Here is a 24,071-nt window from a genome sequence, read left to right as displayed (position 1 = left end):
CCCTTGCAAAGAGGGCTAGGGAACTATTTACAGCTTCAAAAACAACTAATTAGTACTTTGTGGCGATGAATAAATACCTTCGACAATTAGCACCGGTCTTGTTTTATATTCGTTCTCTAACTGTCCTCGTAACTGTTGATTCCAGGCAAATTTATAATCTCTCTCCAATTCGCTAGCTATAAATGGACGGAGTGTACCAGTAGCAACAATCCTTTCGCCTTCTTTAATAGGAACTTTATCCTTGACTTGCTCTGTAACTAAAACTAACAATGGATTATCGCCAAGGAGTGTTTTGTCTTCAAGGACAAATGCATTAGGACTGTAAATTCTTTCTACCTCGGCAGGTACGGCAATAACCTTGTTGTAATAAGCTTGGGGATTTTCACCGATTTCTCCTGGTATTGGTGCTAGTGCAATTGACCGTGCAATAATCGTAGGTCTACCTTCATACTCTCGATAGGAATCTTGACCTAAATCTAAGCCATACTTTTGTCTAATTGCATTGGGATCAAACTTAGTAACTGTACCTGTTACTTGCAATCTTGCAGACTCAACTTCAGGAACTTGAACAGGTTGACCAGTATTATTTACAACTACAATTCTTTCACCACTAAAAACTTGCTCGTCAGTAATTGTAAATACTCTATCATCCACTCTATTAATTGGTTGGCTTCTGACAGTTACGAGTTGACCCATGAGGGCTTCTGTTCTCTCACTAACTCCAGGTGCAGTTTCTGCCACAGGTTCAGAAGTATTAGGAGCTTCTGCTGCTGGGGATTGAGGAGTAGTCGCTTGTTGTTGATTGTTAGCACATGCAGGAAGGACTATCGCCGCTAACGCAATAGCTAAAGCACCTATGCGATTATTCCAACCTCCTTTTTGATATTTATTTAGAGTTTTCATTTTTCCTCCTTATTCTTAAGCTTAATTGGGACAACTTCATAACTACTACTCTTTTTCATATTGATTAGAAATTACCTAAAAGATATTAGTAGTTACTTTTGACCCTATTATTTTTTACTTGAAAAAATATTAACGATACTAATCTAGTCTAAAAATTTGAATAGGCTTAACCTTCTATCTAAAGAAGGAAAGCCAAAGATAGATTATTTTTTTCTGAAAATTTTAATTGTTAGTCAATCCATGATTTTGAAAAATTTAAGCTGTAAATTACAGATCCCCAACTTTTAATAAGAAGTCGGGGATCTTATGTTCCGCAAATGATTTAAGACTGCTGTATTCTGCCTTATTTTCACTGAAAATATCTGTATCAAAAAAAATACTGAATACCGTAAAATTATCATTAGACTTATGTTTATCCTGTTGCTAAAATTTGTTCATTTATCACTGTAATATAAAGCACTTACATAATTAGTCAATATCAACAGTGTTTTTTTCAGAAGCATTAATATATCTGCTGTTACACAGTAGCCGAGATTATAAAAGATGTTAATTAATAACTTAGATGAAAAGCCCAGTTTAGAAAACAAGTTTAAAAAAAAAGCCGATCGCTTCTTTGTTTTCTTGGAAATCTTTGAGTGTGAAGGAGGAATTCAATCCTACATAAAAGATATTTTTCGTGCCTATCTAGGTTTCACTGAAGCCTGTCATGGTCATGTATTTTTGCTACGAGATAGCTCCTGCTGCTCAAATATTTACGATTGTGAGCGTTTACAGTTTCATTACTTTAAAAGCCATTCTCCTCAAATCGGCAGAGTCAAAATGACAGCAGCTTTGCTAAAATATCTACTGCAACAACGCCCTCAACACGTTTTTTGTGGTCATATAAAATTAGCAGTATTGGTACAAACTCTTTGTCAGCCCTTAGGAATTCCCTACACTGTTCTAACTTATGGTAAAGAAGTGTGGGAAGTGCTTCCACCTCAGCAGCAACGTGCTCTTGCCAGTGCAACGAGGATTTTGACAATTAGTCGTTATAGTCGCGATCGCCTTTGTAGTGCAAATAGTATCGATCCCAACAAGATACACCTGCTTCCTTGTGCCATTGACGAAAATAAATTTACTCCAGGTATCAAACAGCCAGAATTAATCGATAAATATGATTTGACGGGGGCAAAGGTATTAATGACCGTAGCACGACTGTGGTCAGGAGATATCTACAAAGGTGTAGATGTGACGATTAGAGCTTTACCGCAAATATCTCAGGCTTTTCCAGAAGTAAAATACTTGGTAATTGGCCGTGGCGACGATCACCCCAGATTAGCCCAACTAGCAAAAGATTTAGGTGTAGCAGAACGTGTAGTATTTGCTGGCTTCATCCCTATAGAAGAACTAGTAACACACTATCGCCTTGCTGATGCCTACATTATGCCTTCTCAAGAAGGGTTTGGCATTGTTTATTTAGAGGCAATGGCTTGTGGTGTACCTGTACTTGCTGGTGATGCCGATGGTTCAGCTGAACCGTTGCAAGATGGGAAATTGGGATGGCGAGTACCGCACCGCGATCCTGATGCTGTAGCAAAGGCTTGCATCGAAATACTTAAAGGACAAGATCGGCGTTGTGATGGACAGTGGTTGCGAGAAGAGGCGATCGCTTCTTTTGGTATGGAGGCTTTTGAGGAGCGATTACGAGAAGAATTGTTGTTCGTTGAACCTACACCGCCATCCTGTTGTTAAAATCTGCTTCAGAATATGCGTCATGCCTGAGATGAGTGATACAAAAGGTATCATTAACTTCTGTTTGCTGATTTTGGGTGCGATCGCAAATCAGTTAACAGATCACTGACAACTGATAACTGAATTACTGCCACCACCCGCACCAAAGCCCCACAATTTCTTACACTGGATCTGCAAGACACTCACCAACGCCTAACGAAGATGAAAGCATCTGCAAAATTCGACTTTGAGGACGAGAAGTTTAACGCACCCCCTTCTCAAATCATCCCTTGGTGTCAGATGATTAATCCTCGGTATGGCAACAATGGCATACAAAATTACGGTTTGGCAATTAAACTAGATAATGCTCATGCCGTGGGCTTTCAGCCAGATGACAATTGGCAGCAGGTAGAACACGAATTTAGTTCCGGACTAGAAACGGTATATATAACTACTACTCCCCGCATTGTGATCGTCAGAAGGGGGCCTTTGTCTGTAAAAGATAGGGAAACTGGTATTAAGCTCGGTACACTTAGAGATAATTACGATGCTTTTTTAGCAGATAAGCTTAAATTTAAAACTTTTACACGTTACTTAATTTTTCTAGTCGCAGAAAATAAAAAGTTTTTACATGAATTACCTTTGCAATTAACCCTGAACGGTGCAGCAGGAGCAAGTTTTAGCAAAGCTTATTGCGAATATCAACAAGGTAGAGTTGCAGGAGGATTCGTCGCCGAACTAGAAAGGGCATATTCTGGATATCGCAAACAACCCTTAACGCCAAAAGGACAGTTATTTCATGCCCACGGAATTTTTTGTCCCATGATTGATTGCGAAGAAAGAGGCATTGAACCAAATACGGTTCTGGTTGCTTCAACTGTAGACTATAAACATCCTACGAGTGGGACGTTAACACAGTATTTGATTGCTTCCGATTCTCCGGAGTCAGAAATCATTATCAAGACTTTTGAAGAACATAAAGAGTTTGGTCGGGATACTGTAAAAACAGAAACATCGAAGATGGTAGCGGCAGGTGTTTCTAGTTCCTATATTTACCCAGATGAAGATGATTTTGGTTATCCGCCTTACTAAGCGATTAGACGTTGAAATTCATCAATGTTACATTTGATGAATTCTTTATCTATATAGTACACACGTACTATATAGTGATTGAGGGAAACTTACTTGCATATCTGCGAGGAAAAAGGCAATGACAGAGTTTCGTACAATCACTCCACACTTGACGGTTCGTGAGGCCAAAGCGGCAATAGAGTTTTATAAAGCAGCCTTTGGTGCGATTGAGAAATACATTATGCCTTCTCCAGAAGATGACAAAATCATGCATGCCGAGTTAGAGATTGGCAACTCAGAAATTTATTTAAATGATGAATTTCCAAATTGTGGTTCCCAGTCGCCGATCGCCTTAAATGGTTCGCCCATTACAATTCATTTGCAAGTTGATGATGCAGATACTTGGTTTGCTCGTGCCGTGAGTGCGGGAGCAACGGTAATAATGCCTTTGGAGGATATGTTTTGGGGCGATCGCTATGGCAAGCTAGTTGATCCCTTTGGTCATCATTGGTCAATTGCCAGTCACATTGAAGAAGTGCCACCAGAAGAAATCATGCAACGGGCAACAGTCCAACTGTCTAGTTGATGCCTGAGGATTGCAGTTTGACGCTAGTTGAATAATAAAGTAAAATGGCAGATTGTCTGTCTAATTCCTGCTCGGATCAGGTAGACATACTAAAAAAGCTGGCAACAGCTATTTATTAAAGACGCGCTCTCGCGTTTGTCAACAAGAAAGAGCCAGCTACCTGTACGGCAACTTTTAAGGACAATTAAATGACCTACGCAATTATTGAAACTGGCGGCAAACAATTACGAGTTGAAGCAGGCCGCTTTTATGATATCGAACTGCTTCATAGCCCACCAGATGAAAAAGTTACTATAGAATCAGTGCTGTTAGTACAGCATGATGGCGAAACCACCATTGGACAGCCGTTAGTGGCAGGGGCGAAAGTAGAAGGGACAGTGATGCGCCATCTTCGCGATCGCAAAGTCCTAGTGTACAAAATGAAACCGAAAAAGAAAACTCGCAAAAAGCGGGGACATCGGCAAGAAATCACCAGGTTAATGATTAACTCTATTAGTGTGAATGGTTCTGTACTTGCCTCGGAAGAAACAGCAGCCACAACTACTAGCGAGTCAACAGAAGAACCTGCCCAAACAGCTGCCGAATAATCAAGATGGTAGGGGCGGGTTTTAACAACAATACCTCTGAATAGGCGAAATATCTTCTGTATAGTAGTTAGTGGTTCGTTGGTTACTACTAACTACTAATGTACAGAGGCGAGGAACATCACGCCTCTATCTACTAACCACTGTAAGGGCGGGTTTAAAAGAGAAATTATCGGTTTAACTGAAAAATAATCAGTGAAACCCGCACGGCAGTCGCTACAACCGGGGGAACCCGACGCCAGGTGCTACAACGCGCTTAACCCGCAAGGGCGCACTGGCTCCGCAAGGGCGCACTGGCTCCGCAACGCACTGCCTCCCCTACTAACTACTAACTATTCACATGAATGTAAAAAGAGGAAATTATGGCTCATAAGAAAGGAACAGGTAGTACACGCAACGGTCGTGATTCTAATGCTCAACGATTGGGTGTGAAGCGTTACGGTGGGCAAGTTGTCCGCGCGGGCAATATTCTAGTTAGACAACGGGGTACTAAATTTCACCCTGGCAACAACGTCGGTATTGGTAGCGATGACACTTTGTTCGCTTTAGTTGACGGTGTAGTAACTTTTGAACGCAAGGGCAAAACCCGTAAAAAAGTTAGCGTTTATCCAGTTGCTGCTGAAGTTGCTGCTTCTTAAAATACCAGAATCTTCAGTAGGGTAGGCATTACTGCCGCCCTGCTTGATGATTTAGCTATAGATATTGTATTGGAACATTATTCTTTCTACAAAAGCACCAATCGCTAGACCTATTAGAGAAAAAATACTTATAATACAAAAGGCTTGTACTTCTCTAAATCCTGCTGTCTGAAAATCTATTCTCACCAACATTAAAGCCGCAAGAATCACCAAAATATCAAGAAACAGTCGAAAACGAGCAAAAACTAGAAAGAACAGGAAAGCCGCTAATACGGTAACACTAAAGGATCTAAGATTTGATGTAAATAAGTTAGTAGAATAGTCTGCTATTCTTGCCAATGGACTAGTTAAGCTTGCCACTAAAAATAAGATAGCGATGGCAACCAGCACCCATATAAAATATGGAGGATTTGCAGCCGATAACACCCAGCCAAGGGAAATAAAGGTAAGCAGCAGTAGTATCAGGGAAAGCAAGGGAAGTTTTTTCAATAGTGACATGAGTTATTTTCCCGGTACTGGTTTAAGCTATGATGCCACAATTTAATAATTGCTGAATTGCAAAGCCTTGAGAGTTACTAGTGTTCGACTTTCTCTTAGCATCTATGGTAGTGGTCTTTTTGGTTATGCAAGCTGCAACTAAAAGATTAGGAATTTAATAGAGAATTTCGGTAAAACAACTTAAATATTTTCTTAAACATTTGTAAACTGTTAGCAGTTATGTAGCCGCGTGTCACATCTTGTTAGGGAAATATGATGAAACAAATTGTTATAGCTGAACGCGTGTGCCTGATTGGTCATATTGTGTCAATGGTGTTTGGGCTGGTAGGAATATTACTGGTCGTTCCTCATCCTGAAATCATTATGGACTTATCCGAGGTAGGACAAACCGCCATGCAATGGAGTATGGCTGGGGGTGGTGTAGTCTACATGATTTTGGGAACGGCAGCTGTTGCTTTGTATGCTTATAGGACATTAGGGTTACGTTTGTGGCTGGCTTTTATGCTGCCCTCAGTATTTATTTCTTTAACTAGTGAACTATTAGGAACTAGTACTGGATTTCCTTTTGGTCACTACACTTACTTAAGTGGCTTGGGCTATAAGATAGCAGGCTTAGTACCATTTACTATTCCCTTGTCGTGGTTTTATTTGGGATGTGCTTCTTACTTGTTGGCGCGTGCTGGTTTGGAAGTAGATAAAAAACCTAGCTTGCTACGTCATGCAGGTGCTGTGGCTTTGGGTGCATTGTTGCTAACCTCTTGGGATTTCGTACTTGATCCGGCCATGAGCCAAACTGCTTTACCATTTTGGTATTGGCATCAACCGGGAGCTTTCTTTGGAATGCCCTACCAAAACTTTGTTGGGTGGTTAGGTACTGGTTGTGTGTTTATGACGGTGGCTGCACTGTTGTGGAGAAATACACCGATTCAATTACAGGGATGGCAACTCAATCTACCGTTGATTGTTTACTTAAGCAACTTTGGTTTTGCTACTGTCATGAGCTTGGCTGCTGGATTTTCCATCCCCGTATTACTTGGCTTGCTACTTGGGACGACTCCTGCCGTGCTACTTTGGTGGAAAGCTCAAAGCTCATCTACAGCAACATCTTTGGAATCAACAACCAAAGAAATGCAAGCAGCTCAGGTAAGAGTTGCTCTCAAATAAACCAAAATACCTACTAGACGCGATCAAGATTCAATTAATCGCGTCTTTAATATTTAGTATCTAGTCCGCGTCGGTGACGCAAGTTTTTTACAACCGCAATTGCCCAGATGCATAGCGGTTTTCGTTAGAAATCCTTCAGCATTTTTACAAGTGATCGGTTGGTTGACAATAGTAAGCGCCTTTTCGCTCTTTTTATTACTCATACAAGTTCCGGCAACAGCCATTTTACTGTCGCGCCTCTTTAAAGGGCCTTTGCGCCATCCTCCCATTACATCTCAACACCCGACACCAGAACTTTTGGGTAGTGTCAGTGTAGTTATTCCTACTTTGAACGAAGCTTTGCGGATTAGTCCCCTTTTAACTGGTTTAAGTCGGCAAAGCTATGAAGTTCGGGAAATTATTGTTGTAGACAGTAACTCCCAAGATGGCACCACTGACTTGGTAAAAGCCGCACAAAAACAAGATCCCCGCTTTCGTTTAATGACTGACGATCCCCTGCCAGCTGATTGGGTAGGGCGTCCTTGGGCATTACACAATGGCTTTTTGCACAGTTCAGAGGCAAGTGAATGGTTTCTGGGTATGGATGCCGATACTCAGCCATCACCCGGCTTAGTAGCAGCTTTAGTCAAGACAGCAGTAGCTGAAGGATATGATCTTGTTTCTCTTTCACCTCAGTTTATTCTCAAGTATCCAGGAGAGTGTTGGCTTCAACCAGCATTGTTAATGACGCTACTTTATCGTTTTAATCCCACTGGTATTAATACTGAAGAAGCAGAGCGAGTGATGGCTAATGGACAATGCTTTTTCTGTCGTCGTTCTGTTCTAGTTAATGTCAATGGTTATACCAGCGCTAAAAGTTCTTTTTGTGATGATGTTACCTTGGCACGCCACATAGCCGCTTCTGGTTTTAAAGTGGGCTTTTTAGATGGGGCAAAAGTTTTGAAAGTACGAATGTATGAAGGTGCAAAGGAAACTTGGACAGAATGGGGACGAAGCCTCGACTTGAAAGACGCTTCCTCCCGTTCCCTATTGTGGGGTGATTTGTGGCTACTTTCAGCAGTTCAAGGTTTACCTGTGCTCATTTTACTCAGCTTTTTGTTCTTTTATCTCTCTATTGGACAGGCACAAGGCACAGCCCCTACTCTCCTCATGCCAGGTGCGACAACGGAGGGAACCTCCGCAATGCACTGGCTCCTCTCCCCTTCTCCCCTTTTATTACTACTAGGGCTGAATTTATTTCTGCTGTTAATTCGCTTTGCCATGCTTTTTGCGATCGCACCCAGCTACGATCGCACACTCGCTAAAGGTGGCTGGCTATTTTGGCTTTCTCCTTTGGCAGATCCGTTAGCAGTGCTACGCATCTTTTTGTCTGCATTTCGCAAACCCCGACAATGGCGAGGAAGAGAGTACAGCTAAGGGGATAGGGGACAAGGAGTTGAGGGAGGTGAGGAAGGCGAGGAAGTCATGAGAGTAAATTCTTCCCTATCTTCCCTATCTTCCCTATCTCTTCCCCTCTCCCACTGTGCTTTTGTTCTACTCATCTGCATCATTAATGCGATCGCCGCGTTCTAATTCCCAAAGAATTTGATTGCCTTCTCGGCGTACCCGCGAGACAATCCAGTTACGCCAGCGCCATTGATCGCCACGACTGGTAACAGCGCTAGCATGAACATCCATTAGATCTGCTAGTTCGGAACTGGTAATTAGGTAACCTTTTTCAGAGATTTCGTCGGCAATTCTTAGAGTTTCAACCAAGTTACGGAGTTGCACCACCCTGATTTCACGTGGTAATTCCTCGTTATTGGGAGCAGCTGAATTATGAGAAGTTTCGATCATGTTTGTATTGAGTGCAAGAGAACTGATATCTTGTGTATTTTGGTTCATTATCATTGATTCGTCACTAGAATCAGATAAACTTGCTACCGCAACTTCTTTTTTTTGTATCCGTGAAAGTGCGTCAAAGGAAATAGATTCGGAAATTTGTTTAAGTAAGGGAGTTTTACCACAGGCAAAGGCACGAGCGATCGCATCGCAGCGTTCGTTACCTTCGTTACCTGCATGCCCCCGAACGTGTTGCCATTTTACTTGGCGAGTGTTGAGTTGATCGAGAATTTCTAGCAAATCTTGATTGAGAACAGGCTTACCGTCTGCCTTTTTCCAGCCTTTTCTTTTCCAGGTTTTTACCCATTTAGTAACGCAGTTGATTAGATACTCGCTATCAGTGTAAAGAGTGATGGGTTGGCTTTGTCCAGATGTTTTGAGAAATTCTAAAGCCGCGATCGCAGCTTGCATTTCCATTCTGTTATTGGTGGTTTGCTTGGCTGCATCGCCTATTTCATGAACAGAGCCATCACCGAAGTAAACAACAATACCCCAACCGCCTGGCCCTGGATTACCAGTGCAAGCGCCATCAGTGTATATACTTTCGATTGTAGGAACTGAAGACATAGTTAACTTATTTAACCGCAAAAGCACAATTTATGCCAATTAAAAGTAAATTAGCAACAAAATATACGAAAGATAACTAAGGTTAGCATAATTGCAATAGTACCTATGTCTAAATTTACAAGAAGCGGAGAACAACCAACAACTAACTACTATTTGCCTTATTTACAATAATCAATTACTTGTTCAATAAATCTTTGCCAAATCTCATTAGGAGTCCAAATTTGGTGTAAATCTTTCTTTGCTTCGTCATCACTTATACCTTCATGTAGACGACGATAAAGATAAATAAAAGCCGAAACTCTTTTGTTAGCAGCACAGTGAACAAATACTCTTTTATTGGCATTTGTTTCCATAACTCTAAAAAATTCTTTTACACTCTCAAAGTTAGGTTTGTCCCAAACTACAGGAATATGAACATATTTCATGCCTTGAGATTCTACAATTTCTTTTTCATCAGGTAAAGCATTAGGGGATTCTGGTAGTGCTAAATTCACAACTAATTGATATCCTGCTTCTTGAATGAATGCAAATTCTTCTTTTGTTGGTTGTCCGGAAGTGGCGATATACTCAGATATTTGCAAAAAGTTGTAGATATTTTCCATACAATTATAAGGCATTTTTTTGTGGGAGCAACTCATTAATTTTTATACAAAAAATCGTGTTGTTAATGCGATTAAGACTTTCAGGGATAACAATAAAATCTATAATTGACAATTATTTGATGCATCTGGAAAAATCGCACCCAATTCAATACCCGTAATGGAAGATATGATCCTGGACAATGAGAAGGATGTCATATAAATCCCCAAGGTTGTCTTGCAAGCAATTTATTAACGGCTAAGTTTTTGCCTAGATTAGGGTATAACGTCCCCTAATCACATTACTGACAATTTCTACACAAATGAAGATTAAATCAAGCCAATTGAGCTAAACTTTGAAAATCAAATTTTTTTAACATTTCTACAAATTTGAAAACCGCAGGAACATGGAGAGCATTAGATAAAACGGCAACGCCTATAACTCTTTCTAACGGTACTGGCAGATTGTGTACCTGCACGCCTGGGGGAATTGGTATAGCTGCTAAACGAGGAAGAATAGCAGCTGTAAGTCCCTGATTAACCATGCTGACAATAGTGGAGTCTTCTTGAATGTCACTAGCGGTATTCAAAAAGGGTGCTAATTTTTTGATATGGTTGTGTAGAAGTTTTCCGCAGGGTAGGCTAACAAGCATGATTGGTGAATAAACAGCTAGATCTGCCCAAGTAATTTGTGGATTCTTGATGTTGGCATTGGGTGGTAATAAAGCTACATATTCATCCCGTATAATTTCCCATGCTTCAAATTCATCGCTTGTAGGTAGATAGGTAATACCAATATCAGCACGTCCTTCACGCAAAGACTGTTCAACATCCACGTAAGAAGGCCGTTCTATGATAGTTACAGCAATTTCTGAGAATTGATGGTTAAATTTAGCGATCGCTGTTGGTAGTAAATGGGTAGCAACACTGCGAAAAGAAGCAATTCGCACATAACCACCATGTAAACCTCTATGCAGATTTGCTTCTTGGTGGATCATCTCCAGATTGTCTATGGCTTGACGAGCATAAAATAAAATCCGTTCTCCTGCTGGTGTCAATATCGCACCATAACGTCCTCTAGCGAATAAAGGTACACCTAGTTCTTCTTCTAAGGTAGCAATAGCATGACTTATCGCTGGTTGGGAAAGTTGTAATTCACTAGCCGCCTCACTAAAGTTACCATACTCTGCCACTGCAACTAAGGCTCGAATCTGGGAGAGTTTCATGAGCAATTTCTATATAGGTACTAACTTGGTTTTCCCAGACAAGATTGTATCAACTCTTTTTGCTATCCATAAACAGCATTTATAGAAAATATACAAGCCATGATTTGATTGTTAATTGAGGTATTGTTACAGTTTTGATTATTGATGAAATTCCAGCATAATTCTATGAGAAATAATGAAATGTGCATACAAACAGAAGACACAAAATTGCAACTAAATTCTGGCTATGACAGTACCTCATTTTTATGGAGATTTATGAGTAATTTTTGGCAAAAAATAGTAAATCTCTTACAAAAACATCAAGAATTACAAGTTTATCAAAAGAATGATCACAAAGGTAATACTTATTGGCAAGCATACGATCCCTTAACTGGAAAATCTTTCACTTCAGGTTCAGAATCTGATGTACGTGCTTGGATAGAACAGCTTTATAGGTAATTAAAAATGTCAGAATTAACCCTTGTAATTGGCAATAAAAATTATTCTTCATGGTCGCTGCGTCCTTGGTTAGTAATGAAGCAATTCGGATTAGAATTTCAGGAAATTTGCATTCCTCTCTATACGCCAGAATCTGCCTCGAAAATTAGCCAATACTGTCCTTCAGGAAAAGTACCTGTTCTATTACACGGCTCTTTGAAAATATGGGATTCACTAGCTATTTGCGAATACTTAGCTGAAGAATTTCCGCATCTATATTGGTGGCCAAAAGATAAATTTAAAAGAGCGATCGCCCGTTCTATTTCTGCCGAAATGCACTCAGGTTTTCAGAATTTACGTCAAAATATGCCAATGAACTGCCGTGCTAAACTTCCTGGTAAAGGTATGGCAATAGGTGTGCAAAAAGATATTAACCGTATTACTCATATCTGGCGAGAGTGCCGTCAAAATTTTGGTACTGGCGGTGATATGTTGTTTGGTAAATTTACAGTTGCTGATGCGATGTTTGCTCCTGTTGTTTTAAGATTTGTCATCTACGATGTGCAATTAGATGATATTGCAAGAAAATATGTAGAAAGTATTTTGGCTTTGCCAGCATTGCAGGAGTGGATTAAGGCTGCTGAAAGTGAGCAAGAAGTGATTGCAGCTTATGAGTTTTAGAAGAATTTGTGTTGCTGATTTTTTATGATTTACTTTCATCACTATGAAATTGATGATGGCGGCACATTAAGCGAAGTTCACCGACATCAGTAGTGAAACCCTAGCGCTCGTAAAATGGAACCATCTCTGGTAAACAGTAAAGAGCAAACTGCTCAATAGGGCGTAACTGAGGATAATTGACAATGATATCCATTTCTGTGGGTAGGCTTAACAATTACATCATAAATAGTCGCCCTATAGACAAAATCTGTGATCTATTACTTAAAATTTAATGAAAAGAATTGAAGTTGAGCAAAGAACTATTTTACTTGGTTTAGCAGGCAGTCATGGCTATGGCTTAAATCGTCCAGATTCAGACTACGACTATCGAGGAGTATTTATCGCACCTAAAAGATTTTACTTGGGATTTGATAATATTGAGCAAAAGGATAGTGGTTGGGATGAGCCAGGAATATTTTCTTTTTTAGATGGAAATAAAGATACAGTTATTTACGAATTAAGGAAACTTCTCCAACTTTTAGCTGGAGCAAATCCTAATGTTTTAGAATTACTGTGGTTAAATCAATATCCTGTATTAACATTAGTAGGACAGTATTTAATTAAAAATAAAAATTTATTCTTGAGTAAGAAAGTCAAACATACTTACTCTGGTTATGCCTTTGCCCAAATAAAAAAAATGGAAACTCATCGGAAGTGGTTGTTAAATCCACCGCAAAAGAAACCAATTCCGTCTGATTTTGGTATAGAAGATGAACCACCATTAAGTAAAGAAGAGTTAAATGCTTTTTTGGAATATCTTTATAATTTAATTAGAGGCAAAATTGAGTTTTTAGAAGAAGCAGAACAATTATATAAATTATTGATAGCAGATATTGATTTCAAAGCTGTATTGAAACAATATACTTTGCCTGATGAAACTTTAGAATATACTCAAAATTTAACCCATAGCCGTAAAGATTTTATTCGTCTGCTTCAGAAAAGTCAAAGCTATCAAATTGCTTTACGAGAATGGAAAGCTTATTTGTCGTGGCAAGAAAATAGAAATCCTGCTAGAGCAGAAATGGAAAGAAAATCTGGTTTTGATCTCAAACACGGGATGCACTGCATTAGACTACTACGCAGTGGGCTAGAAATCTTACAAACAGGAGAATTAATTGTAGACAGAAGAATAGCTGGTGATGTTGATGATTTAAAAGCAATTCTTAAGGGTGATTATTCTTATGAGCAGGTGATGAAAATGGCAGAGGATTTGATGGCTGAAATGGAAAAAGTATATGAAGAATCAACTCTATCTCCAAAACCCGATTTGGGGCGAATTAATGAACTGTGTATAGAGTTGGTAGAAATGCAAGGGTGGAAGGGGATAGGGTATGAAGAAAACTGTAACCTGTAACCTTTAAAGTACATCAACAAAACCATAAATACTGACGATCAGCAATAGTATGGCTGTAAGTTGGGTAATGCGTGTTTGAGGAGAAGGAGCGATCGCTTCCCTGACTAAGATAGAAATTGATGCACCAACCACAAAACTCAAGCCCAATACCATATAAGGTTCTTGTGCTGGTAGAACAGTAGAGATTGCCAGCATGACAATTGCTAGCGTCAACATTAACAGTTCTACAAACCGGGGTGGGTTGTATTGGCTAGATAAAATTAGGGTAGTTAACCAAAAGCGCCAACTTCTCATAACAAGTCCACCAATTTAGTAGTTAGTAGTTGGTAGATGGTAGTTAGTAGTAGCGGGTTTGTTATAGATATTTCGTCATTTTAGAAGATTATTGTTTAAACCCGCTTGTACAGTAGTTACTGGTTAGTAGTGGATTGTTTGTTAAAAACAATGATTCATTAATTATTAGCCATTAGCCACTGATAACTACCAAATTAACGAACACCAGTTTTAATTTGACTTGTACCATTAGTTTCGACAGAGTTTTCTGGTAATTCTACACCAAATACACGTGCGAAAGCTTTTTCTACCTTATAACCAGAATCGATTGACTCTAAGGGATCTTTGCGCAATCTGTGACGCAAACACAGAGTGATGACGCGGCGAATATCATCAACTGTAACTTCGGTGCGCCCTTCAAAGGCTGTTAAAGCTTTGGCAGCACGATTGCTAACAATGTCACCCCGCAAACCATCTACATCTAATTCAGAACAAACTTCGGAAATCTTCACCCGCAAGTCATAGTCAATATTAACCGAGGGCAAAAGTTCTTGGGCATTGATAATGCGTTGTTGCAGTTCCTCTTGCTGTGATTTGTATTTTTCTAGAAATTCTGGGGGATTTTGGTCAAATTCTGCCCTTTGTTCGACAATTTGCACTCGCAAAGTAGGTTCTTTGACTGTATGGATTTCCGCGTGCATTCCAAAGCGATCGAGTAACTGTGGACGAAGTTCGCCTTCTTCTGGGTTACCGGAGCCGACGAGCACGAAGCGTGCTGGGTGACGGATGGAAATACCTTCTCGCTCTACTGTGTTCCAACCACTAGCGGCAGAGTCTAACAGTACATCTACCAAGTGATCATCAAGTAGGTTAACTTCATCCACATAAAGAATACCCCGATTTGCTTTAGCCAAAAGTCCCGGTTCAAAGGCTTTCACACCTTCAGATAAAGCTTTTTCAATATCAATAGTGCCGCAAACCCTATCTTCTGTAGCACCCAATGGTAAATCAACCATTTGAACTTTTTTCTGAACAACGGGAATATCCTCTCCGTTTTCTAATTTTTGACGGATTTCATCGCCCATCAAATCGGGATCGCTGGGGTGGCTGTTGAAGGGATCGTTAGCAACTACAGGGATTTCTGGCAATAAGTCAGCCAATGCCCGGATGGTTGTAGATTTACCAGTACCGCGATCGCCCATAATCATAACACCACCAATTTTAGGGTCAATCACGTTCAATATTAGAGCCAGTTTCATTTCTGACTGGCCGACAATTGCCGTAAAAGGAAATACCACGCGACGCGCAGCAGCGGTAGCAACAGCAGTAGGACTCACTAAATTACCTTTATCTATATTCTTCTTATTACAGTTTCTTATTGTGCCATAGGTCGGGTGTAGGGAGTAGAAACTAAAGAAGGTGAGACTGGGGCAGAGAAACTCAAAATATTAAGGATTTGATTTGACTTCTGAAGTAAATTTATGTACATGATACTCACATACCTCTAATATCTCACTGTTAAATCCCAGTTCTTGGTTAAATTTTTGTTCTATAGCTTCTAGTTCAGCTAGTGAAATAGCTTTCCAATGCTCGCGGCTTTCCCAGTGAATTACCAAAATTACCTCTGTAGAATCTTTGGGGTTAAGCCAAACTTGCTTGCCAAGAAAGCCAGGATAATTACTTAGTGCTGCTGTCCAAATTTCTGCATCTTTTTGAATGTATTCTTCTCGTTGTGCAGATGGTACTTTAATTTTGAGTATTTCTATACAGTGTTGTAAATCTGTATCTTTCGCCATTTTTTAGTTTTTTCTTCTATCCTGAAAAAGGATATCACGAACCTCAGCAAGTGTAAGTGCTTACCCTAGTTTGATTCCAGATACTTGCTGTACTAAGTGTAGTGCGATCGCTTAAGATTTATAGTTTATTTTTTGCTAGCATGATAACCGTGTCATCATGCTAGCTATGATAGTATCGTTTAAGGACAAAGCAACTGAAGACATTTTTGATGGTAATGACTCAAAGGAAGCTCGAAAACGTTGTCCTATAAACTGTTGGGAAGTTGCCTAGAGAAAATTAGATTAACTCAATGCAGCGTTCTCGTTAGATGATGTGAAAGTTCCCCAGGTAATAGGTTAGAAGCTTTAAAAAGCGATCGCAAGGGTCAGCATAGTATTTGGATTAACGATCAATATCGGATTTGCTTTACATGGACACCCGAAGGAGCATCAGAAGTTGAAATAGTAGACTACCATTAGGAGATTACCAACAGATGAGAGTTCCAAAAAATAGGCCTCCCTCACATCCTGGCGAAATATTACTCAAAGATTTCCTAGAGCCAATGGGAATATCACAGCGAGAACTTGCAGATGCAATTCACGTTCCTTATCAGCGAATTAATGAGGTTGTAAATCAAAAGCGGGGTATTACGCCTAGTACAGCACTACGGTTAGCAAAATTTTTTGGGAATAGTTCAGAGTTTTGGTTAAACCTCCAACAGAACTGGGAACTTTACCGTGTTCTGAAGGAAGAAGAAGCGGAATTAAAAACTATTGTACAGTTCAATAATTCTGAAACAACGGCTTGAAGTAGGGTCATGAAAGGCGATCGCCTACTCACGGTACAACGTTAACAGAACCGAATTGACGGAAGTGATGATCAAATCCAAAAGCCTGAGTTAACTTAAGTTTTTGAATCACAGCCTGGCTGGAACAGTCCGTAAAACTCCAGTTTTTATCAGAAAATTGGTAAGAACAATTACTTCAACACGAGTACCTTCCTCTAGCAATATGGGTTCCGTGAGTCGAAGTACCCCTTGTTCATTAAATTGCTTGGATAGTGATTGTCATTGCCTGTTTCCTCTTAATCACTCTTCTAGAATACAAGAGCTACTTACTGCGATACTTTTACTGTACCAATGCGTAATGAAAAAGTGACCAAGTACCACTATTTGCTAATTTCAATAGCATCTAGATGATTAACCAGTTGCAACCAAAGTCAACACGGTAATCTCTGGACGTGAACCAAATCGCAGATGCAATCCAGTCATTCCAATGCCCTTGTTAGTATACAGAAGCATATTTCTAACTAAATAGCATCCTGAGTAATACTTATGTGCCAAGTTGGGAAGGATAAGTGGCTTAAGGAAAGGCAGGCGAACTTGCCCGGCGTGAGAGTGTCCAGATAGTTGCAAATCAAACCTACCTGTGACAGCACTCCTATCAGCAAAGTCTGGTTCATGTGCCAATAGAATCGCCGCCCCATTGCTAGGTAATTGCTTCAGTACCAAATCCAAGCGCTCTTTACCCAGGCATACATCTTCTACCCCAGCAATATGCAACATGGCATTGCCCTGGCGTAGGGTATAAACAGCATTATGAAGTGTGGTTATACCAGTTTGTTTTAGGGCTTGGTTAATAGCTTGTGGATCTGCTTCATAGTCATGATTTCCGAATATTGCTACTGTTTTATCGCTAGGTGTAAGTTGTGCCAAAGCAGCCTTGAGATTGGGAATAAATGCTTGGGAATTACGGCTGACTAAGTCTCCTGTAATCACCACTAAATCTGGTTTTTGTTGGTTAACGAGGCGAAAAATTCGATTTAAACGCTTTGAAGTAGTCCATTTGTCTGTGTGAATATCACTAATTTGTACAATTCGATAACCATTAAATTCCGATGCTAGGTGTGGTAAATTTAAATGCAAGGAATTAATTTCAAGCCAGTTTGGTTCAATTAAGCAAGCATACAACAAAGCACAAAAGCCCAACAAAAAAGAGACTCTGACAAATCTAAAGGCTAATTTGCGGGCTTTTCTTAGCCGTTGACTTTTTCTCAAAGCCCAATCTCCGTTCCTTGTGATTGCGAGATTCTCGTTTGAATGTTTATATCTATTGAACTGGCTCTCATTGTAGCGATCGCCAGCTAAATAAATAATTGAAGATTTTCGATGAAAAGTCTGTTCTTTGAGGACAAATGAGTGGTAATTGGGAAGAAGAGGACATCAAGACGCGGGGACATGGGGACACAAAGAGAAAGAGAATCTTAATTCGCGTTCTTGCTTGCCTCTAGCCCCTAGCCTTTAGTCCCTAATCCCTACCTGATCTAGTTACAATAAAAATTTGCAGCATTCTGCATCTAAATTTATGAAACTTCCTATTGTTGCTATTATTGGTCGCCCAAATGTAGGTAAATCTACTTTTGTAAATCGCCTTGCTGGAGAGCAATCTGCGATTGTTCACGATGAACCAGGTGTGACGCGCGATCGCACTTATTTACCTTCCTTTTGGCGCGATCGCGAGTTTATGGTTGTGGATACTGGTGGTTTAGTATTTAATGATGACACCGAGTTTTTACCACTGATTCGCCAACAGGCGATGGCTGCGCTAAAAGAAGCCAGTGCTGCTATTTTTGTTGTAGATGGAATTACAGGGCCAACAGTAGCTGATGAAGAAATTGCGGAATGGTTGCGTCAACAACCTGTACCCGTGCTGTTGGCTGTCAATAAATGTGAATCTCCAGAACAAGGTTTAATTCAAGCTGCTGAATTTTGGAATTTGGGATTAAGTGAACCTTATCCTATTTCAGCCATTCATGGGAGTGGTACGGGTGATTTACTTGATGTATTAATTACGTATTTACCACTAACAACAGAAATTCCGGAAGTCGATGAAATTAACGTGGCAATTGTAGGACGCCCAAATGTCGGTAAATCTAGCTTATTGAATGCCTTAGTTGGGGAACAAAGAGCAATTGTCAGTCCAATTTCTGGTACTACGCGTGATGCTATTGATACCATAATTGAACACAATGAACAAACTTACCGTTTGATTGATACAGCAGGAATTCGCAAGAAGAAAAACGTTGAATACGGCACTGAATTCTTTAGTATCAACCGTGCCTTTAAAGCAATTCGCCGTGCTGATGTGGTTTTGTTGGTGATAGATGCCCTTGATGGTGTTACAGAGCAAGATCAAAAATTAGCTAGCAGGATTATCGAAGAAGGTAGAGCCTGTGTTCTTGTCGTCAACAAATGGGATGCAGTAGAAAAAGATTCTTACACGATTTACGATTACGAAAAACACCTGCAAGAACGGTTGCATTTTAGTGAATGGGCAGAAACCATATTTGTCAGCGCTTTGACTGGACAAAGGGTAGAAAAGATTTTGGAGTTAGTAACTAAATCTGCTGAAGAACACAAGCGTAGGGTAAGTACCTCAGTAATTAACGAAGTTTTGGAAGAAGCTGTTCGCTGGCATTCTCCGCCAGTTAGTCGTAGTGGAAAACAAGGCAAAGTTTATTATGGTACACAAGTAAGCACCCAACCACCGACGATCGCATTGTTTGTGAATGATGCTAAACGCTTTAACGACAATTACCGCCGCTACATTGAGCGACAATTCCGCCAACAATTAGGATTCAAGGGTACCCCTATTCGTTTTTTCTGGCGGAGTAAAAAAGCTCGTGATGTAGAAAGTGCTAATGTCAACAGAGCTACACGAGTGTAATAAAGTAAAAGGTCAAAAGTAAAAAAGGAGAAAGAAGAAATTTTTGCCTTTTGTCTTTTGCCTTTCGTCTTTTAACTTTTGCCTTATTATATGGATTTACTGCGATCGCTACCACTTGGTCTTTACTTAGAACAACCGCAAACTTGGTTACATAAACTCGATCCGCGAGTTAAGTTTATCTGGTTAATGAGCTTTTTGACAACCTACGTTTTTGCCAATAATTTGTGGCGTCTATTACTGGTGTTAGTTTTGATTTTCATCACTTTCATCGCCAGAATCCCCAGACGAGTTTGGCGGCAACAGATGGGCTGGTTGTTAATGTTATGCTTTTTTGTGTTTGCGATCGCTGCTATTAGTCCAGATGGACTTGGTATAAAATATCAACCACGTCTGCCAGCTAACGAATCTGTCGTAACTGAAAAATCACAACCCACAACTTCTACTGTTGAACCTTCACTGGCAAATCGTCAATCAAACTACAGTTATGTACTGTTTGAGCAGGGAGCCATAAAAGTTACTCGCCGTTCTTTAGATTTGGCAACTAGTTTCAGTACGATATTATTTACAGTCATTTACAGCACTAATTTGTATCTGCTGACAACTGCGCCAGAGGGAATTACAGCCGCGATAGAAAGCTTAATGCAACCCCTGCGCCGCCTCAAGTTACCTGTAACAGAGATTACATTAACATTAACTTTGTCTTTGCGGTTTATACCTCTAGTGTTAGAAGAAGTGCAGAATTTATTTCGTTCTGTAATGACAAGAGCAATTAACTGGAAAAAACTAGGATTCAAAGGAGCAGTAAAAGTTTGGATGCTGGTAGCACAGAGATTACTAGAAAATCTGCTACTGCGAGCAGAACAAATGGCTAATGCAATGATGGTACGGGGTTTCACTAGCCCAAATGAACATCGAGTTCAGTGGCACGAATTAAGATTAAGAAGATTAGACTGGCTTGCGATCGCCATTTTAATTCTATTTTGGGGAGCACGGTTAGCAATAGGTACCAAAGTTTAATAGTTAACTTACTTTTAACTACTGAATCAGATAGCTGTGCCAAACAGGTTTAGTGTCTTTATCCTCCTTTTGTGGGAGCAATAACCGCCAAGTTTTGCCCTCTTGCTGAAGTTGCAAGTAAACATCAAATGGTTTTTGCGGTTGTTTGAGTTGTCGTTTTGGTAGCTTAAAGATGAGGTCATAAGTTCCACTCACATGGTAAGTTATTAGATTTTGAATTGTCTGGGGTTGTTTTTTAGCAATTGCTAGGTGATGAATTTCAAATCCCTTAAAATCTAGATCTAGTTGTTGGTTTAGTTGCTGTTGAGTTTTTTCCAACTGGAGAGCGATCGCTTTTTCTACTAACTGACTAGTTGGTGCAAGTACGCTGGTAGTACACGCAGTTAATAACCCCAGCAAACTCATGATGATAATTAGCCGTACCATCACTGTTACTCCTTTATAAAAGCCCAAAATATATTGAATTCTAGTGTAGATGCTTGCGAATATAACCTTATTGTCTCACTTTCACAAGCGAATAATCTAGAATTATTAGTGGATAAGATTTTTAATAGAAAACTTAATTTTAGCCATTCTCATGGAAAATAAACACTCAAACTTTTGTTCTACCTGGAGTTAAAAAATTGGCTCTTATTTTTATTTTCCGAGAGTGATTGAAGAAGGATAAATATTGAAATCAGATACTTGCTGAAAAGCCCAAAAAACACAGACTTTGAGCTTGCAACTCATCCTGATTTGAAATTTCATAAAATATTTTTCCTAAAATTAAGAGAATAGCACAACACCTTGAAAATTATGATATAAATTTTTAATCTACCTTAAGATATATTTTAAAAATTAGTGAAAGCCAATATGTTGTTATTAACCTACTATTGCTAGAAGCATATGTAGGCTTCAATTTTTTAGATGGAATTTAGACCATTTGCTGGTCTGGAATAAGCCCATAATGGGTATTAAGTAGAATAGTTCCTCGCATAAATAAATCAAATTTACCTTTAAAAATAGTGGTTGGTTAATTGTATCCTACTAGCCACTAATTTTCTAGGCAACTTAGAGTGATGATATTCGATTGTATACCAAACGTTTTACTCACGGTTTTTACCTGTTGTGTAAATCGTTTGTGACTGGAAAGTATTTTTTGAGTTTGTTGTTTGCCAAAAATTTTTCTCTTTTATAAAGGCATGAATGTAAGATGCCTTTTGCACAACCTATTTAAGATTACTGTAGTTTACGACTACTAAGCACGCGAGAGGTAATATGACAACAGTAAATAATTTTCCAAACCTATGGTTAAAAATTAGGCGTAGATTTTTCCATTATTTAAATTTTGCTATTAAAAAACCTGACTGGATTATCATGTTTTGCTTTAGTCGTATTCATTTTATACGTAAACTTGTAAGAATTGTATGTAAAGAAAAAATACTCATAAAATATGAAGTTAATTCTATTTTTAAAGATATTGAAGTCAACCAAGTTGTTGATACACTAAAAAAAGATGGTATATATTTGGGTATTAACCTTCCTGAATATGTCTTACAAGAAGTAATAGAATGTTCTAAAGACATAACTTATTTTGGTGATGGTAATCCACAATTTTGTTTTTCCATAAATGACAAAAAAAATGAAGAAAAAAGACTAGGTAAAACCTTCATCACTGGTTACAATTTTGATATTTCTTCACTTTGTCCATCGGTTAAAAATCTGGAAAATGATCCAAAATTATGGGCAATTGCGACTAAATATTTCGAGAAAAAATCTGCAAACGTAATAAGTAGAATTTGGTGGACATTTGTTCAAGAAGAAGAAGTAGAAGAACGTGCAAAAGGATTTTTTCACTTTCATTATGATTTGGAAGACTATTGGTGTCTAAAATTTATGTTTTACTTAACAGATGTTGATATATATAGTGGTTCCCATGTCTGTGTCAAAAGTAGTCACAATAAAAAACAACTTAGGCATCAGTTTTCTTTGCTTAGAGAAACAGATGACAGCGACATCATAAATTATTATGGTTCAGAAAATGTGCTCAATATTTGCAAACAAGCGGGGTTTGGATTTGTAGAAGATCCATTTTGTTTCCATAAGGGAACTATTCCAGTTCGGAGAGATAGATTAATCTTAGAAGTAAAATTTACTCTCAATAATTATGAATGAAACTAACACTAGATCACGAAGAGTGATGATGCAGTAAAAAAGGATGCGTCTCAACACCTCTAAATTTTTTACTACCACACCATTTGAGTATAAAATTTTTTGTATTGTAGATTGTGTCTATGAGTCATTGTTATGTAAACTTTTTTAAATTGTAAAATCTAAAAAAAATAGTGATTTTATACCAAGTTTTTGCAAAGCAACTATAAATTTCTGGCAAAGATTACGAAGTACTGTTGGACAAATGACCGTAATAATACTTAAAATACATCAGCTATGTTTCATACGCCAAAAAAGTCAATTACATGAACAATATTGTTCAACAGGTACGTAACAGAATATTAAGAAAAGTACATCAAATATCATTCTTGCAAAATCAATCTGAGCAGGTTTATTTGTCTGCATTGGAAAAGCACAGTGCTTACTTGCCTGCTATTTCAACTGAAGATTTGATTTTAGTTGAGACTATAAAACGTGAAGGAGTAGCGATCGCTTCACTAGAGTCATTGTCTGTTCCCAGTACAGACAAAATGTTACAGGCAACAAAAAGTCTAATACCCAAAATACCCAAAACTACCTCCGGAAGCAAAAATGAATATGTAGTTCATGCGACTTGCGAGCAAATGCTAAAGCATCCAGAAATTTTTCTCTGGGGGCTAGAACAGCGTTTGGTAAATATAGTTGAACATTATCTTGGTCTACCGGCAGCGTATCATGGCCCATATTTTCGCAGAGATTTGGCTAATCAAGTTGAGCGAAAATCTAGGTTATGGCATATAGACACAGAAGATAGAAAAATTCTCAAAATAATCGTTTACCTGAATGATGTTAGTGAGGATTGCGGCCCGTTTCAATATATCCCACAATATCTAACTGATATAGTTGCTAGCTCTTTGAAATACCAATATGGATACATTGGCGAGAAAAGAATGCAAAGAGCTTTGTCATCATCGTATTGGAAATCATGTACCGGAAGTGCAGGAACAGTAGTTTTTGCCGCCACCGCTAGCGTTTTTCATAGAGGAAAGATACCTCAATCATCTGATCGATTTACAGTATTTTTTGATTACACTTCTCGACAACCAAAATATCCATTTTATTGTCATCCTTCCCTACCTCGGCATAATTTAATGTCACTTGCCTCACAGTTCTCAGAGCAACAAAAGCAATGTATATTTTGGGTATAAAAAGCTTGAAAGTACGCTAGATAGAGTACGGTGCCAATAGAT

At 39.1% G+C, this 24,071-nt stretch carries 26 protein-coding genes; 16 read left to right on the top strand and 10 right to left on the bottom strand.

Features of this window, described 5'->3' with window-relative positions:
- Nucleotides 1-45: 45 nt before the first annotated feature.
- Nucleotides 46-903, bottom strand: coding sequence for a hypothetical protein (locus tag QUB80_RS00545; protein WP_289787551.1), 858 nt, complete (start codon nt 901-903; stop codon nt 46-48).
- A gap of 543 nt (nt 904-1,446) precedes the next feature.
- On the opposite strand from QUB80_RS00545, the gene QUB80_RS00540 reads away from it, so the two are divergent.
- The 5 genes from QUB80_RS00540 (at nt 1,447) to rpmA (ending at nt 5,495) form a co-directional block, all read left to right on the top strand.
- Complete coding sequence (locus QUB80_RS00540; RefSeq protein WP_289787550.1) at nt 1,447-2,637, top strand: glycosyltransferase; 1,191 nt, start codon at nt 1,447-1,449, stop codon at nt 2,635-2,637.
- 201 nt (nt 2,638-2,838) lie between these two features.
- Nucleotides 2,839-3,708, top strand: coding sequence for a DUF5895 domain-containing protein (locus tag QUB80_RS00535; protein WP_289787549.1), 870 nt, complete (start codon nt 2,839-2,841; stop codon nt 3,706-3,708).
- Nucleotides 3,709-3,826: 118 nt separating this feature from the next.
- Nucleotides 3,827-4,273, top strand: coding sequence for a VOC family protein (locus QUB80_RS00530; protein ID WP_289787548.1), 447 nt, complete (start codon nt 3,827-3,829; stop codon nt 4,271-4,273).
- A 188-nt stretch (nt 4,274-4,461) separates the two neighbouring features.
- Nucleotides 4,462-4,860 (top strand): 50S ribosomal protein L21, encoded by a 399-nt coding sequence (rplU, locus tag QUB80_RS00525; protein ID WP_289787547.1) that lies wholly within the window; start codon nt 4,462-4,464, stop codon nt 4,858-4,860.
- Between the two features lie 359 nt (nt 4,861-5,219).
- Nucleotides 5,220-5,495, top strand: a complete 276-nt coding sequence (gene rpmA / locus QUB80_RS00520) for a 50S ribosomal protein L27 (RefSeq protein WP_016873504.1) — start codon at nt 5,220-5,222, stop codon at nt 5,493-5,495.
- 51 nt (nt 5,496-5,546) lie between these two features.
- Here rpmA and QUB80_RS00515 read toward each other — a convergent pair whose 3' ends face one another.
- Complete coding sequence (locus tag QUB80_RS00515) at nt 5,547-5,993, bottom strand: hypothetical protein (RefSeq protein WP_289787546.1); 447 nt, start codon at nt 5,991-5,993, stop codon at nt 5,547-5,549.
- Nucleotides 5,994-6,248: 255 nt separating this feature from the next.
- Here QUB80_RS00515 and cruF point away from each other — a divergent pair, with 255 nt between their 5' ends.
- Both cruF and cruG read left to right on the top strand, forming a co-directional pair.
- A complete protein-coding gene (cruF, locus tag QUB80_RS00510; RefSeq protein ID WP_289788109.1) occupies nt 6,249-7,157 on the top strand; it encodes a gamma-carotene 1'-hydroxylase CruF in 909 nt (302 codons plus the stop codon).
- Nucleotides 7,158-7,307: 150 nt separating this feature from the next.
- The gene (cruG, locus tag QUB80_RS00505; protein WP_289788108.1) at nt 7,308-8,573 is read left to right on the top strand and encodes a 2'-O-glycosyltransferase CruG; all 1,266 of its coding nucleotides are present in this window, start codon (nt 7,308-7,310) and stop codon (nt 8,571-8,573) included.
- 117 nt (nt 8,574-8,690) lie between these two features.
- Here the strand turns inward: cruG and rnhA are convergent, their stop codons facing one another.
- The 3 genes from rnhA to QUB80_RS00490 all read right to left on the bottom strand — a co-directional run bounded on the left by rnhA (nt 8,691) and on the right by QUB80_RS00490 (nt 11,409).
- Entirely contained in the window at nt 8,691-9,605 is a 915-nt protein-coding gene (gene rnhA, locus QUB80_RS00500) for a ribonuclease HI (protein WP_289787545.1), read from the bottom strand.
- 158 nt (nt 9,606-9,763) lie between these two features.
- Nucleotides 9,764-10,222 carry a protein tyrosine phosphatase family protein gene (locus QUB80_RS00495; RefSeq protein WP_289787544.1) on the bottom strand — a complete coding sequence of 153 codons (459 nt, stop codon included), beginning with the start codon at nt 10,220-10,222 and terminating at the stop codon, nt 9,764-9,766.
- A gap of 296 nt (nt 10,223-10,518) precedes the next feature.
- The gene (locus tag QUB80_RS00490) at nt 10,519-11,409 is read right to left on the bottom strand and encodes a LysR family transcriptional regulator (RefSeq protein WP_289787543.1); all 891 of its coding nucleotides are present in this window, start codon (nt 11,407-11,409) and stop codon (nt 10,519-10,521) included.
- 165 nt (nt 11,410-11,574) lie between these two features.
- Between QUB80_RS00490 and QUB80_RS00485 the strand changes: the two genes are divergently transcribed.
- From QUB80_RS00485 to QUB80_RS00475, 3 genes are all read left to right on the top strand, one after another.
- A complete protein-coding gene (locus QUB80_RS00485; RefSeq protein WP_289787542.1) occupies nt 11,575-11,847 on the top strand; it encodes a hypothetical protein in 273 nt (90 codons plus the stop codon).
- Nucleotides 11,848-11,853: 6 nt separating this feature from the next.
- A complete protein-coding gene (locus QUB80_RS00480; RefSeq protein ID WP_289787541.1) occupies nt 11,854-12,507 on the top strand; it encodes a glutathione S-transferase family protein in 654 nt (217 codons plus the stop codon).
- Nucleotides 12,508-12,778: 271 nt separating this feature from the next.
- Nucleotides 12,779-13,900 (top strand): nucleotidyltransferase domain-containing protein, encoded by a 1,122-nt coding sequence (locus tag QUB80_RS00475; protein ID WP_289787540.1) that lies wholly within the window; start codon nt 12,779-12,781, stop codon nt 13,898-13,900.
- A gap of 3 nt (nt 13,901-13,903) precedes the next feature.
- Here the strand turns inward: QUB80_RS00475 and QUB80_RS00470 are convergent, their stop codons facing one another.
- The 3 genes from QUB80_RS00470 to QUB80_RS00460 all read right to left on the bottom strand — a co-directional run bounded on the left by QUB80_RS00470 (nt 13,904) and on the right by QUB80_RS00460 (nt 15,969).
- Nucleotides 13,904-14,194, bottom strand: coding sequence for a hypothetical protein (locus tag QUB80_RS00470; RefSeq protein ID WP_289787539.1), 291 nt, complete (start codon nt 14,192-14,194; stop codon nt 13,904-13,906).
- 194 nt (nt 14,195-14,388) lie between these two features.
- On the bottom strand, nt 14,389-15,510 hold the full coding sequence (gene bchI / locus QUB80_RS00465; RefSeq protein WP_289787538.1) for a magnesium chelatase ATPase subunit I: 1,122 nt from the start codon (nt 15,508-15,510) through the stop codon (nt 14,389-14,391).
- A 111-nt stretch (nt 15,511-15,621) separates the two neighbouring features.
- The gene (locus tag QUB80_RS00460; protein WP_289787537.1) at nt 15,622-15,969 is read right to left on the bottom strand and encodes a TIGR03792 family protein; all 348 of its coding nucleotides are present in this window, start codon (nt 15,967-15,969) and stop codon (nt 15,622-15,624) included.
- A gap of 375 nt (nt 15,970-16,344) precedes the next feature.
- Here QUB80_RS00460 and QUB80_RS00455 point away from each other — a divergent pair, with 375 nt between their 5' ends.
- Together QUB80_RS00455 and QUB80_RS00450 are read left to right on the top strand one after the other, a co-directional pair.
- Nucleotides 16,345-16,428, top strand: coding sequence for a hypothetical protein (locus QUB80_RS00455; RefSeq protein WP_289788107.1), 84 nt, complete (start codon nt 16,345-16,347; stop codon nt 16,426-16,428).
- A gap of 14 nt (nt 16,429-16,442) precedes the next feature.
- Entirely contained in the window at nt 16,443-16,757 is a 315-nt protein-coding gene (locus tag QUB80_RS00450) for a HigA family addiction module antitoxin (RefSeq protein ID WP_289787536.1), read from the top strand.
- Between the two features lie 390 nt (nt 16,758-17,147).
- Here the strand turns inward: QUB80_RS00450 and QUB80_RS00445 are convergent, their stop codons facing one another.
- Nucleotides 17,148-18,005: a metallophosphoesterase gene (locus tag QUB80_RS00445; RefSeq protein ID WP_289787535.1), complete on the bottom strand. Its 858-nt coding sequence runs from the start codon at nt 18,003-18,005 to the stop codon at nt 17,148-17,150.
- Between the two features lie 307 nt (nt 18,006-18,312).
- Here QUB80_RS00445 and der point away from each other — a divergent pair, with 307 nt between their 5' ends.
- Both der and QUB80_RS00435 read left to right on the top strand, forming a co-directional pair.
- Nucleotides 18,313-19,674, top strand: a complete 1,362-nt coding sequence (der, locus tag QUB80_RS00440) for a ribosome biogenesis GTPase Der (RefSeq protein WP_289787534.1) — start codon at nt 18,313-18,315, stop codon at nt 19,672-19,674.
- A gap of 90 nt (nt 19,675-19,764) precedes the next feature.
- Complete coding sequence (locus QUB80_RS00435) at nt 19,765-20,691, top strand: energy-coupling factor transporter transmembrane component T family protein (RefSeq protein ID WP_289788106.1); 927 nt, start codon at nt 19,765-19,767, stop codon at nt 20,689-20,691.
- Nucleotides 20,692-20,709: 18 nt separating this feature from the next.
- Here QUB80_RS00435 and QUB80_RS00430 read toward each other — a convergent pair whose 3' ends face one another.
- Nucleotides 20,710-21,117, bottom strand: coding sequence for a hypothetical protein (locus QUB80_RS00430; RefSeq protein WP_289787533.1), 408 nt, complete (start codon nt 21,115-21,117; stop codon nt 20,710-20,712).
- A gap of 831 nt (nt 21,118-21,948) precedes the next feature.
- Between QUB80_RS00430 and QUB80_RS00425 the strand changes: the two genes are divergently transcribed.
- Nucleotides 21,949-22,845, top strand: coding sequence for a hypothetical protein (locus tag QUB80_RS00425; RefSeq protein ID WP_289787532.1), 897 nt, complete (start codon nt 21,949-21,951; stop codon nt 22,843-22,845).
- A 302-nt stretch (nt 22,846-23,147) separates the two neighbouring features.
- Complete coding sequence (locus tag QUB80_RS00420; RefSeq protein ID WP_289787531.1) at nt 23,148-24,029, top strand: phytanoyl-CoA dioxygenase family protein; 882 nt, start codon at nt 23,148-23,150, stop codon at nt 24,027-24,029.
- The last annotated feature ends 42 nt before the right edge of the window (nt 24,030-24,071 follow it).

Origin of the sequence: Chlorogloeopsis sp. ULAP01, assembly GCF_030381805.1 — a bacterium.
Lineage (GTDB): Bacteria > Cyanobacteriota > Cyanobacteriia > Cyanobacteriales > Nostocaceae > Chlorogloeopsis.
The sequence above is the reverse complement of the archived record's forward strand: the minus strand, read 5'-3'. Positions and strand labels throughout refer to the sequence as shown.

Excerpts from the sequence above, each read along its gene's own strand:
- QUB80_RS00475 (WP_289787540.1), top strand. The coding sequence starts at position 12,779 with ATGAAAAGAATTGAAGTTGAGCAAAGAACTATTTTACTTGGTTTAGCA.
- rplU (WP_289787547.1), top strand. The coding sequence starts at position 4,462 with ATGACCTACGCAATTATTGAAACTGGCGGCAAACAATTACGAGTTGAA.
- QUB80_RS00485 (WP_289787542.1), top strand. The coding sequence starts at position 11,575 with ATGAGAAATAATGAAATGTGCATACAAACAGAAGACACAAAATTGCAA.
- QUB80_RS00435 (WP_289788106.1), top strand. The coding sequence starts at position 19,765 with ATGGATTTACTGCGATCGCTACCACTTGGTCTTTACTTAGAACAACCG.
- QUB80_RS00470 (WP_289787539.1), bottom strand. The coding sequence starts at position 14,194 with ATGAGAAGTTGGCGCTTTTGGTTAACTACCCTAATTTTATCTAGCCAA.
- cruF (WP_289788109.1), top strand. The coding sequence starts at position 6,249 with ATGAAACAAATTGTTATAGCTGAACGCGTGTGCCTGATTGGTCATATT.
- QUB80_RS00460 (WP_289787537.1), bottom strand. The coding sequence starts at position 15,969 with ATGGCGAAAGATACAGATTTACAACACTGTATAGAAATACTCAAAATT.
- QUB80_RS00490 (WP_289787543.1), bottom strand. The coding sequence starts at position 11,409 with ATGAAACTCTCCCAGATTCGAGCCTTAGTTGCAGTGGCAGAGTATGGT.
- QUB80_RS00425 (WP_289787532.1), top strand. The coding sequence starts at position 21,949 with ATGACAACAGTAAATAATTTTCCAAACCTATGGTTAAAAATTAGGCGT.
- QUB80_RS00420 (WP_289787531.1), top strand. The coding sequence starts at position 23,148 with ATGAACAATATTGTTCAACAGGTACGTAACAGAATATTAAGAAAAGTA.
- QUB80_RS00480 (WP_289787541.1), top strand. The coding sequence starts at position 11,854 with ATGTCAGAATTAACCCTTGTAATTGGCAATAAAAATTATTCTTCATGG.
- der (WP_289787534.1), top strand. The coding sequence starts at position 18,313 with ATGAAACTTCCTATTGTTGCTATTATTGGTCGCCCAAATGTAGGTAAA.
- QUB80_RS00540 (WP_289787550.1), top strand. The coding sequence starts at position 1,447 with ATGTTAATTAATAACTTAGATGAAAAGCCCAGTTTAGAAAACAAGTTT.
- QUB80_RS00450 (WP_289787536.1), top strand. The coding sequence starts at position 16,443 with ATGAGAGTTCCAAAAAATAGGCCTCCCTCACATCCTGGCGAAATATTA.
- QUB80_RS00545 (WP_289787551.1), bottom strand. The coding sequence starts at position 903 with ATGAAAACTCTAAATAAATATCAAAAAGGAGGTTGGAATAATCGCATA.
- QUB80_RS00495 (WP_289787544.1), bottom strand. The coding sequence starts at position 10,222 with ATGCCTTATAATTGTATGGAAAATATCTACAACTTTTTGCAAATATCT.
- rpmA (WP_016873504.1), top strand. The coding sequence starts at position 5,220 with ATGGCTCATAAGAAAGGAACAGGTAGTACACGCAACGGTCGTGATTCT.
- QUB80_RS00535 (WP_289787549.1), top strand. The coding sequence starts at position 2,839 with ATGAAAGCATCTGCAAAATTCGACTTTGAGGACGAGAAGTTTAACGCA.
- QUB80_RS00530 (WP_289787548.1), top strand. The coding sequence starts at position 3,827 with ATGACAGAGTTTCGTACAATCACTCCACACTTGACGGTTCGTGAGGCC.
- QUB80_RS00430 (WP_289787533.1), bottom strand. The coding sequence starts at position 21,117 with ATGGTACGGCTAATTATCATCATGAGTTTGCTGGGGTTATTAACTGCG.
- rnhA (WP_289787545.1), bottom strand. The coding sequence starts at position 9,605 with ATGTCTTCAGTTCCTACAATCGAAAGTATATACACTGATGGCGCTTGC.
- QUB80_RS00515 (WP_289787546.1), bottom strand. The coding sequence starts at position 5,993 with ATGTCACTATTGAAAAAACTTCCCTTGCTTTCCCTGATACTACTGCTG.